Here is a 12,530-nt window from a genome sequence, read left to right as displayed (position 1 = left end):
AGATTAACAAATTAATATGTTTTAATGGAATTAGTAACTGATAAATAACGTAATAGTTTTTCTCCTTTATGATCCTTATCGAAATTAAAATTTTTTAAATTTTGAGTAATATAATCAGGAATATTAGAATTGAATATCGTCCATAGTTTTTGGTGCCATGTATTGAATTTAGCAGGGCTAAAATCTTCTCTATTAAAGTTCTTAGGGATATCGAATATATCATCAGATTGAATCTCTATTTCAATTATATTTACACCATCTTGATCTTTTGAATATGGTCGAACAACATTAATGGGTTCTCTGTTACTTAACTCACCAATTTCATACGAGAAGTGACTTTTTACATTTGATTGATTTTCATAAATAAAGAATTTTACATTCTCAGGGATATCACTTCCAAGTGTAAATATCCCCCCTTTTTCATCTGGAGCCTTTATTAATTCCCATTCTTGATTATTTTCTTCACACTTGGCAATTAATTGTGGATTCGCGATTGGTCCGAAATATTTGAACGCACTTTCAAATTCTTTTAAAATAAGCCTTCTTCTGTCAAGTAAAAAATTTCCAACTAGTTCAATTTTCCCCTCTATTATCTGTCTATAACCAAGTAAATTATTTAACTGATTAAATTGAGACTCATTTAAGTTTTCAAATTTAATAAAGTTATAATCTAACCAGGGAGTTTCATAAAGTTCAGTCTTAGTAATAATTGTTTCTTTAATCAAATTAAGTTTTTCCTTTTTAACTAATAAAAGAAAATTAAGTGCATTAGTAGGGACTAATACTTCAACCCACTCTTCTAAATCTCTGTTAAAAACGAGCCATTTAAATATACCTTTGATAGAGTACCTTTGACCATCTCCCTTAATAATTGAATGATCTCCTTCAGGTATCCAGTCAAACGCTATTTTTTTTGAGTACTCTTTATATTCATGTTCAACAGCTAAGTCAGCATCTTGATATTTAATAATATCTTCTTCCAATTCATTTGAAAAGGCCCTGAAATAAACATTCTCTATTCGTATTTTATTATCCCATCGTGGTAACTCTTCTAAACAAAAAAGCAATGGAATAGATGGTTTTCGAATATTCCCTGAATGAGAAGATATTATTGCATCGCTAAAATTATTTTGATAATAGTCATTTATAAATTTTAATATCGCCTCCTTTAATCCGGATTCTTCTTTTAAATATTCAATAATATTTTCAGAATTACCAATTCTCTTTTTATGTTCTATAAATATCTCTAACCATTTTTCCGCAGAAATATTTTCTTTGGGCGCTATTCCAATTTCAATCAGTACATCAAATAACTGACGGAAATGACCTGAATTAAATATCCCATGTCTTTCTATTCTTGATACATATTTTCTTTGCTGACTTTTGGGGTCTCGAATACTAAAATAACCCAGTTTCTCAGCTTTGTATTTTTTTGACCAATCTTGTAAATCTAACCAAACCAATTCTAAAATATCTCTTGCAAAAGCCGTATTGATTTCGCTCCATTTATTTTTGAATCTATTTTTTCCAATATTATTTATTCTAGTATAAACATTTGATACACTAAGGGATTCGTTTTGTGATTTACTAAGGCTTAAAATTAAATATACTAATAAACCAAAGTACTCAGGAACTTGTTTTCTTAGTTTTCTCCCGCCAATTAATTGTGGTATACTTGATTCATATAATTCAATAAATTTGATAGAAAATAATTTTGATCTTAACTCCTTTTCTATTGATAATTCGAATTCTGCTAATGTATATCGAAAGTCTGAAATTTCATTAAACAATTCCTCATATACAAAAAAACATGGTATTTCTTTTGCTTCGTTCTTTGAATTAAAAAAATATTCGATAAGTAGTTTATTCCATTTTTTGTAATTAAAAATTAAGATTTCATTTTCTTGATCATCAATTACGATTGATATATAATCTGAATTAATTTTTGAACTTTCATTGCTTAATTCTTCCTTTTCTAAATTAGAATAAGATAATAAATTTCCAGGCTGAGATTCATTTATAACTTTAATATTCTCAAAAGGTATCATTTGTTTAAAATTTCTTTTAAACTCAAATTCATTCCAAACTTGAATACTTAATTTATTGATGTTGTCATGATTATAAGTACCTATTCTCTCTAATGAGCTAAATATTACTATTTGTGCTATTATTGATCTAATATTTCTATCTAATTCACAGGCTAATTTTTGAATTTCGGGATTACTCTCATGTAAACCAAGCCCATTGAGTTTTCTAAAAAGATAATAGACTTGTATTATTTCTTCTTTAGACCATTCTTGCACAGATTCTATTATTTTCTCTTCAACTATTCTTTCATCTGCCATTATTTCGTATTCTTTAAGTGATCGCACATAACAGGCTATTTAGTAATATTTTATAATCCAGCGTAAAAACGTATCATTCTTATCTTCCAAATATCATTCGTATAATTGATTAAATAACCTTTAAATCATCGCAATTTTTAAGCTTTTCTTGAAATAATTTATAATAGAACTTTAAAACCATTTGTTAGCTTTACTTAACTAATCCTCTTTTTTATCTTCTTTGCATTCTCTATCATTCTATTTTTCCACGCTATGCCCTAAATATATATCTGTCAATAAGCAAATATTATAATTTATTTCACATGGTTATTACGTAAAACCATAATTGATTTATTAATCTCAAAAATATTAATTAACAGATTAAATAGAACGAGTAGTTTTGCGTGTTTACATAAAAAAATGGATATCAGATTTGATCCTTTCACGTTAAAGAGTTTGGTTTGAAAATTTAAATATCATTTCCAACATAACTTTAAATTGGGATTGGATTGGTTAATATCACTGTAATTTGATATATAACTAAGAAATTTAATTACTTTAGAAAATCTGTTATAAAGAACTTTGAGTAATGCGCTATAAAATTTTTAAATAAGTATAAGAAATTAATATGAATCCACTGAATGTTAAAAGTATAAAGTTGTCAGAGTTATTAAACTACAATTTAGCAATACCAGAATATCAGCGTCCCTACTCTTGGACACCTAACGAGATTGAAAAACTCCAATTTCAATTCACGGAACATGAAAAAAGAGAAATAGAAAGTAAACCAAATTTTTATCTAGGAAGCATCGTTTTACATAAAGATGGTGAAAAATATAATATCATAGATGGTCAACAGCGGATCACAACTATGCAAATTTTAGATCTAATAAAAAACCAAAATAATTATAAGATTACCTATAATCATCCTATTTCACTCAAGAGGATAAAACAAAATTTTGAGTTTTTTAAAAATAAAGAAATTCAATTTGTTGATTTTAATTCCATAAATGTAACTATAGTGATTACTGAAAGTGAAGATATGGCTTATAACTTTTTCGAAACTTTAAATACAGGTGGAAAGAGATTAAGTGGTACTGATATTTTGAAAGCACATCATCTAAGGAGTGTAAAAGATAATGAAGAAAGAAATTTATATGCTTTAAAATGGGAGAAAAATCAAAAAAATCTTGAAAAAGTAAATAGAGTTTTGAGTAAAATTAGAAGAATGGATTACTTAAACAAACATCGTTTTATACCAGACAAGTTTACTGATGATAATAAATGGAAAAATGTATTAACTGATGATTTTGCGACCAAAGTAAAAAAACAAAATAGAGATATAGGATATTCATTTGTTGAAATTGAAGAAAACACCCATACAATTACAGCCGACAAATATGCAATAAGACAACCTTTAAATGAAGGAGTTAATTATATTAACTATTTGTTGAATTTCACAGAAGATTACAATTTTCTATTTGAATCAAGTGCAGAGGAAAAAGACAGATATTCCACTTTTACCAGTAAAATTATCAATGTAATTGATGGAACTGTTGATTTAAAATACTTTTATCAATTAACATTACTTTGTTTTGTAGATCGATTTGGCAGAAAAAATATTTTTGAATTTTCACTTTATTTGTTTCGATTTATTTATAGTTTAAGATTGAGTGACAAGTCAAGAATTTATGAATCTACTGTCAGAAATTTTATTGAAGAAACTAAGATACTGGATCGTATTTTAAATGCTTTTACCTACGAAGAAGTTTTAAATTACCTGAAAAACTTTACACCAATTACAAAGTCAGAAAATATTACAAGGGGTGTAAAAGAAAGGTTTTACCAAAGGGTTTGCAGTTTTTTTGGAAAAAATATTTCAATAGAAAATTTTGACTGTGAATTAATAGAAACTATTGAAGAATATATAAAATAAAAACAAATGAATTTTACAACCAGACAAATCACTATAGAAAAAATTGTTGCCGAGAATTTAGAATTTTTAATTCCTGTATATCAAAGACCTTATGTATGGGATAATATTGAAATAAAAAAACTTCTTGAAGATTTAAAAACCAATTTTAAAATCAAATCAGATGAATATTTTGTTGGTAATACTTATGTCATAAAATCCTTAAAAGACAACAAACAAAATCAATACGAAGTAATTGATGGGCAACAACGCTTTACAACTTTTTGGCTAATTTCATTATGTTTCAAAACACTAAATACTGAAACAAAACTAACACAGTATTTAAAGGCCGAGAAAGATATTCGCTTTGATTTTGACATCAGAAAAGAAGTCTATGAATATCTCAAAGGGTTATTGGATGGAACTGCAGAAAGAAGGTTTAGTGATGTAAATAAACTTGAGTTTCTGAAAAATATTGCAGCTGGAATAGAAACAATTAAAAGTTATCTTGAATCTGAAATCTTAAAAGAAGATTTAGCTGATTTTGGAGATTTTATAAGTGATAACGTGGTGTTTATTTTTAACGAAGCACCATTGAACACTGATTTAAATGCGCTGTTTGTTGCACTTGGTTCAAGTGGTGTGCAATTACAACAATCCGACATTCTTAAAGCAAGATTATTGGATAAAATTGAAGAGAAAAATCAAAGAAGTCTGTATTCAAAAATATGGGAAGCTTGTGAAAACATGTCCAACTTTTTTGAAAGTAATGTAAAACTCTCTATTGGGTATGATACAGACAAAATTATAGAATCTGATTTTAAAGAGTTTAAATCCGATACGTTTCATTCTATTATTCCAAATGGTGAGCAAAATAATTTAAAAGGATTGACAATTTCTGAAATTATTAAGTCTGAAGAAAATAATTTTTCAGGTGAAAAAGATAGAAAAGAGATTAACACAAGCTGTCGTTCTATTATTACATTCAATTTATTTTTATTGCACGTTTTAAGAATTTATAGAAGAGAACAAAATATTGACAACGATATTGATTCTATGGATGGAAAAAAATTACTCGAAACATTTAAAATTGATGAAATTGATAATGTCACGAATTTTATTGAACTAATGTGGAAATTAAGATATCTATTTGATAAGTATATTGTAAAATGGCTAAAAGATGAAAACGAAAGTTTAGATGAAGAAGAAAAACTATTACTGTCGTTTATTAACACTTCAATGAATGAAGACAAATCATATTTTTCCAGAAAAGAAGAAGAGTTTTCAAATGGTCAAATGCTGCAATCTGTATTGTATTTTAACAACATTCCAAATCAAATTTGGCTAACACCATTTCTACATTTTCTTTTAAAAAGTAATGAAGAAAGTCAATTGTCGGATGAAATAATTTTGAAAGAACTCGAAAGAATTGACAATATTATGATTCCAGGCGATAAAAAAGAAATATCATGGCTAATAATATGTCAATCCGATGTAGTTCCTAACTTTGAAAACATACTTCACAATAATACAAATCAATCATTTGGAACGGGATTTAATCATTATTGGTTTTACAAATTAGAGTATTTGTTATGGAAAAATTGGATTGAGAGAGAAAAAGAACAGTTCAAAAGATATCGAATTACCTCTAAAAACTCAATCGAACATGTTTTTCCTCAACATGACGAAAACAAAAGAGAACTTTTGGCTGAAGGTCAAGAGGTCGATTGGCTTAATAGCTTTGGTAACCTAGCACTGCTATCAGTTGGCCAAAACTCTTCATATAGCAATCAGGATGTTGCAAAGAAAAAAATTGATTTTGATAATAAAACTACTTACGATTCATTAAAATTGGCAAAAATATATTCATTTAAAAAATGGAATACAGAAGAAATTAAAGAACATCAAAAAGAAATGAATTTAATTCTTAAAGATCATTATTTGTCCAAATAGGATTTCAAAAAATCATGTGAAATTTTTTCTCTATACATTCCAAATTCTCCTGAATGTCTAAGTCGATTTGTTTCTTCGTCAAAAAAAAACGGCTCTAGAAGTTCCAAGGAATGAATTAATAAATAAATCAATTTTTTCCTCAAGTAATGCATCAAATATTTTACTGCTCATAATCTTAATTTTACCTAAAGGTATTTTAAACTTGCCTAACGTTCCCAAGCCTCACTCAGTTTACAACTTACGAAGACCACTCTTTTCGGTTAAACGAAAATAAGATAAAAACGGCAATCTAACTAAATATACAAATTGCGTGAGTTGTGTTTTAGTGGTTGGCATTTTTTTCATCCTCTAATATTATTCTGTAGAAAATGATTGTAAATAATAATGTGTTTACAATCACTAATGAAAATATCCCTATGTTTATTACGGATACTAACTTTAACAAAACCAAGCTTTTAATCTCAATAATATTCATTGTAAATGATAGAATTAACGAATAAATGCAATTTATTATTGAAGTTAAAACGGTCAATTTATTTAATAAAATTAGCCTTTTGAAGCTTCCGTGACTTTTCATCTTGCTTATTGTGGAGCTATTACTTTGTATTATTAAAGTTAGAATAGCTAATAAGAAACCAAAAAGTGTAGTTGTTATTGAAATTATTTTCTCTAAAAAATCTACACTTTTTATAAAATCAAATTTTTCCCAATTCTCGAAAGCAAAGTACATAATAATAACAGCTGAAATATATCCAGAAAGTCTTTCTATCCAATATCCAATTGTTTTATCCATTTCAATTACCTAAAAAAATAGCATCTAAATCATTTAAGCATCCTTTATGTAAACTTACTATTGCATCCGTTCTTTGTTTTTCTAATAAATCGTTATTTTCTCTAGGTTCGTCTAATGCTATTTCTTTAATGTATCTATCCGCAATTAAATCTATTTTTCGTAACTTTTCAACATCATTTTCATAACCTGTCACAATTACTTTCTGAATGTTTTCTGCTGATCTTCCTTGAAGTAACGAAGTTACTTCCTTTACAACTTCTCTAACAGTTTTTGTCGTTAAACCTTTTGTTGTTTTTTTTGCTTCAACTTCAAATTTTGCAAAAACACGTGATGAATTAAATTTACTAGCAGATTCGCATAGATCGTAAATTGCTCCATTTTTATGCTTAAATTCCGTCATCATTTTATCAGGATTTGCAATTTGAAATTCAACAGATTTGTGAAAATTCATATTTACAATTCGATTATATTCATCCGATGTCAAAACTACTTCTAATTTTATTTTAAACTTTTTAAATAGAGTAGTGTCCTTTAAAACTGAATATATAAAGTTTATGAAGTGGTCAAGATAACAGCCAAATTTATTAACTTCATACATTAAAATATTTCTTTTTTTATCAAATAGAAATACATTTCCATAAGCCAATCCTTCGTCAACGCTTAAGCCAAGTTTAGATAAAGTTTTTGCTTTTTTACTTTTTTTTGGCGGCAAATTATTATTACGACTGGTTTCGATAATACCAACTAAATAATCGTCATTATTTGCAAACACTTTAAGTTCTAAATCTTTACCTTTTAAATATACTACTTTATTTAAGATTACTTTGGAAGATAAAATTTCATCAAGTTTTATGTCAGATTTTTTGTCATCTAAAGTTTTTAAAACGACTTTATAGAATTCTACTTTCTTTTTTCTTATTGCCATTTTTTATTTGGTTTATTTACGATTTCTCCTGAAACATCTGGACGCTTGCCAATAATGTTTCCACCTCTTCATACAGTAGCGACTGTCTGAATGATCTGTTTCCTGCTAAGATAATATTATCTAGTCAAATCCCTATCTGGTTTAAGCTAATTCAACTATTGCACCAAACGGCCTTTAAGTGTTTGGTTTTACTTACTTACTAATTAAAATTTTTTCAATTACAAAAGTATTATCTTTTCCTGGTAGTACAGGCATTCTGACAATTTTGGACTTACCGTTTACGGAAGTTCTCCCTTCCAAAACCCACGCGAGCGAGCCCGAATCTAATTGTTCATAGCTATATGCTTCAATAGGAATATCACGTCGGGTAACTTCTATGTGAATATCCCATTCAAATTTTTGTACATCAAAGATCCGATCATTATAACGAATTTTTAGTGTTGAATCAAGCGACGGAAAAACCATTACGTATATTCCGCTTTTCTCTGGTTTTAAAATATTTACAAATCGCTCTGCCAATTGAGAAATATCAAATTCTTTATTTGCTATTGCCGAAACTTGAAACTTTATTTGTGTTAACGGAATTAATTCTCCTGAATTCTCTTTAAAACTCATTTTTGGAAAATCTTCATAGTGATAAGAACAAGAATTTTGGATTACTTTTAATTGAACAAAATCAATTGGTAAATGAGATGGTTCATGTTTTGTCAATGTTACTAAACGAACAGTACCACCCAGTTCTCTTACTTTTTCTATTATCGTCTTACTAAATCCTGCAGTTGATACGCAAATTAAATGTTGAGCTCCAACATCTCTCATTTTTTGAAGTAAGCCCTGAAAAAAAGTAAGATTGAACTTTGACTTTCGATTTTGAACTTCAACAATTGTTTTTGTCTGCCGTACTAGATTTCCAGTCACTATTACAACATCGCACTGTCTTTTCTTATTTGTCTTAGAAGTCAAATCAGGTAATAAAACATTGTGTTCTACTATTGACTCAGGTGAAATGGATTTCTCAATTAATCTAACAAGTTTTTCCGTTGAAAGCCAATCTTTTTCATTCATGATCTTATGTTCTATATTTCCTTAACCTTTTACCTACATTTTGAGACTATAGCGGTTTTGGTACTAAATTAGGCTCTATTTTCGGATTTGCAAAACTAACTTCCTATTAGGCCAATTACCAAAATCCGTTGTAGCTACTAGGCAATGTTATTTTCTATCAAGTTTAGGTATTTGAGTCTTATTTCTGAAACAACTTTTTTTATTTTATAATTGTCAAAATTGTGCATATAATCTATTAGTTTATTTACAAAATCAAGTTTTAATTTTAATTTCGTCTTTTCTTTAGTAGTAGTGATTTTACTTAAACAATGTATAGCTAAATCTAAGTTTACTAAACATATCTCAAAAGGCACACTATTTGATTCATCTGAATCACTCACGTCTTTAGACCACCTTGAATCCCCATGAGATTTTGCCGCTGACAAGTAATAAAAAAAGGCATTAACTTGGTCTTTCTCTTTTTCAAAATATTTTGCAATTGAAGTTGATAAGTTAGCTTTAGCCCCTGTAAGTTCAGTATTAATATCCGAGAGTTGTTTTTTATAATCTCTAATTTCTTTTTTATGCTTTTTCAATTTAAATTCAGTTTCTTCTCTTATTTTCAAAACCTCATATTTAAAAGCACCGAATGAAATTATAGCAAACAAGGCAAGAATTCCAGTTATGATAAGTGTAAATCTATTTGCTTGGTCAGATAAAGCAGCAGTATAATAATCTTCTTTAACTTTATAAAATAATAATTCTTTTTCTAGCGAATCAGATTTAGATGTAATAACCTCTTTAAGTTTAGTTGTATTTTGATCCTTCAAATTTTGTGAAAAAATTGGAAGAGTTAGAAGTAATATTATTAAAATAATTACAGTTTTTTTCATAGTGTATGGTAACATTACCTACCTTTCTAGTTTTACAGCAGGTTTGCGACTAAATTAAGCCCATTATTCGTATTTGCCAAATCATCGCACTTACAAAACCAACTTTTTATTAAGCTAATTGCCTAAATCCGTTGTTTTAGTCGTTTTTCGCAATAAATATGTCACTATTCTTCATTTTCCATCAATTCTTCTGGAGGGTTCACACATACTTTTTATTCAGATTATGTTCGAAGATAAATTAATTATCTAAAATTCCTTTGCTCGATTTCACGAAAACATATATTAATTGATGAAAACTTTATCTAAAAGATATGGTTTATAAAAAGTGGCCGGAGGAATATATTAAACAAAGAGCTCGAAAACGAAAGAAAATCAAAACAATATAAGAAGAAGTTATTAAGAACCTTGATAAATATTTTCTTCCATTTACATACCTTTTGAAATAGTGTATCAACTGAAATGTCGGTAACGTCAACTTACAAATGACAGCTATCTATCACCAATTAAAACTTGACTCTATTCCAAAAAGTATGTCAATTTAAAAATTAATTTTGCTATTTTGGATTTTCAACGACATCTAAAATATTCTCAAATTTGGAAAGACCTTGTTCTATAATCATCTGCACATCATCTAATGATTTAATATTTTTAATCTGTTCGTACTTCGGATAAATTTTTTTTAAAATATTTTTAAATTGATTTATATTAATATTTTTATTATCCATTTCTAAAGTCATAGTTATTTCATCTTTAGGAGATAAATATGGTTCATATAATTTATGATATGAGTTTCCAATAGCTCCAGAAAAAGGAAATAAAATAGGCTTAATACTTCCACCATGAAGTATTTGATCAACTGCAATTCCTGGATATGGGTCTATATAATAAATAATTCTAATACCTAATTGATATGCTTTTTTTGAACATAGTTCACATGGACTAGCAGTAGTAAAAAGCATACCATGTTCAATTCCTAATCCACCAAACTTAGTAAGTTGCAACATTGCATTTTCTTCAGCATGTAACGATCTAGTATGTACTTGATTTGATTCTCCTTCGTAATGATTATGTATAGATTTAAAACAAAACGAACAATTTTTTCCATTTAGCTCTTCTTTTTTAAGATTAAAATCCTCTTCAAAATAATCTACTATTGCATCCTTAAAATTGGAAACAGAACTGTTTTTATACTTGTAATCAGACGTACTTGTAATGTTACCTTTCTCAAATTCACTATAATGAACACTATCCACAATATTGCCATTAAAATAATCCTCAACATTTCTTAGATTACAAGGTGTGTGCCCCTTAGCTACGTCGTTCCAACCAATTGACTTAGCTATAAAATTTTTATCCGTAATAACCGCTCCTACTTGTCTTGAGATACATCCCGAATTTAATTTTGCCGTGTAAGCAATCTGCATATTTCTTTCACAAGCACTCGGAGTAATTAATCCTGGTTGGTAAATAAGTGAAATAAGTTTCATCAACTGTTCTTCCCTCGTTAAGAAAGTGTCAGAAATCTTATTTTTTTCAATAATTGTTGCATTATGTTCTTTTTCAAATAATTCCAAAAAAGATTTCACTTGATCAACCTTAAGATTAAAAATATGATAATCACTTTTCTGAATACAGTTTTCTACGTTTGGTGAGGTAAATACTCCTTTTGAAAAGTCTTTATTTTTATATTCCGTTTCATCTAAATCTATTAATTTTTCAAGAAGCTCCATACGCTCCAATTCATCAGGTATCTTCTTTAAAAATCTTTCATTTAACCTTTCCTTTGAATTTTCCAGAATATCTTTAGTTGCAATCATGTAGAATGCTGAATATCGTTCCTTAAAAAAAGTAATTTCTAGCGAATTCCTTAGAGAATCAATTACAATTTTTGTTGATTTAGACTGCGCAATATTAAATTTATTTCTTGCTTTTATAATTTTATTTATGACCTCGGCGATTGTATAGACATTATTTGGATCTGTATTACTATCAATAGAAGATTTTTTAGATTTTCTAATGTTACATGAAACATAATGTAAAAAACAGGTTCTTCTAAAGTAGTTTCCGTCAGATTCAAGAATTTGCATAAAATCATTTGAAAATTCCGCAAATTCTTCACCGAAAAATATTTTATTTAAAGAAGATAAACTATCATTATTTTTAATGTTATTAAAACTTACTAACTGATTGATACATTCTAATAAAGCTTCATGTTTTTTAAAAGTATCTTGTAAATCCACAAACTTTTTTTTAACCAATTCTTTATTATCTTCAGACTTACTTTCTCTGTAGCATTTATTTAATAGATTTCTAATTTTTCCATAATCTTGCCCTGTTTTTTTTATAACGTATAATAGTAAAACTTTTTTATACTCAATTATATCATATTGTTCCCAATTGCTCCCATAGGACAAATAATTCTTGGTAATCTCAAATTTTCTTTTAAACACTGGATCTAAAAAACTATCAGCTTGGCGTAAGCCTCTACTCAAATTGTTAAAATCTTTACTCAGTAAATCTGAAATTTGTGAACAGCCCGAGCCAGTTCTCCCTGTAAGTCCTATTATTGTAAAATCTGTTCTATGCTTGTAAAGCTCCTTTAATTTCATATTTCTTTTCTAATTATTTTCTAATAAAATGCCCCCATTTTCTTTAAACCATTATGGCTTGTTCTTCACCCCTATAT

At 27.8% G+C, this 12,530-nt stretch carries 7 protein-coding genes; 2 read left to right on the top strand and 5 right to left on the bottom strand.

Translation table 11 applies throughout. The annotated features are described in order from the left end of the window. Positions 1-11 precede the first annotated feature (11 nt). A complete protein-coding gene (locus AC51AA_RS17655; protein WP_500703509.1) occupies positions 12-2,345 on the bottom strand; it encodes a hypothetical protein in 2,334 nt (777 codons plus the stop codon). A gap of 637 nt (positions 2,346-2,982) precedes the next feature. Here AC51AA_RS17655 and AC51AA_RS17650 point away from each other — a divergent pair. Then, entirely contained in the window at positions 2,983-4,260 is a 1,278-nt protein-coding gene (locus AC51AA_RS17650; RefSeq protein ID WP_500703508.1) for a DUF262 domain-containing protein, read from the top strand. A 6-nt stretch (positions 4,261-4,266) separates the two neighbouring features. Further along, a complete protein-coding gene (locus tag AC51AA_RS17645) occupies positions 4,267-6,189 on the top strand; it encodes a DUF262 domain-containing protein (RefSeq protein WP_500703507.1) in 1,923 nt (640 codons plus the stop codon). A gap of 794 nt (positions 6,190-6,983) precedes the next feature. On the opposite strand, the gene AC51AA_RS17640 is transcribed toward AC51AA_RS17645, so the two are convergent. From AC51AA_RS17640 to AC51AA_RS17625, 4 genes are all read right to left on the bottom strand, one after another. Continuing rightward, the gene (locus AC51AA_RS17640; protein WP_500703506.1) at positions 6,984-7,907 is read right to left on the bottom strand and encodes a DUF6731 family protein; all 924 of its coding nucleotides are present in this window, start codon (positions 7,905-7,907) and stop codon (positions 6,984-6,986) included. Positions 7,908-8,099: 192 nt separating this feature from the next. Continuing rightward, a complete protein-coding gene (locus AC51AA_RS17635; RefSeq protein ID WP_500703505.1) occupies positions 8,100-8,972 on the bottom strand; it encodes a hypothetical protein in 873 nt (290 codons plus the stop codon). 137 nt (positions 8,973-9,109) lie between these two features. Continuing rightward, positions 9,110-9,844 carry a hypothetical protein gene (locus tag AC51AA_RS17630; protein ID WP_500703504.1) on the bottom strand — a complete coding sequence of 245 codons (735 nt, stop codon included), beginning with the start codon at positions 9,842-9,844 and terminating at the stop codon, positions 9,110-9,112. 554 nt (positions 9,845-10,398) lie between these two features. Further along, positions 10,399-12,453 carry a hypothetical protein gene (locus tag AC51AA_RS17625; protein ID WP_500703503.1) on the bottom strand — a complete coding sequence of 685 codons (2,055 nt, stop codon included), beginning with the start codon at positions 12,451-12,453 and terminating at the stop codon, positions 10,399-10,401. Positions 12,454-12,530 lie beyond the last annotated feature (77 nt).

The organism is Flavobacterium sp. OHVDL-2026-0007, assembly GCF_059882335.1.
This window is presented reverse-complemented; position numbering and strand designations above follow the sequence as displayed.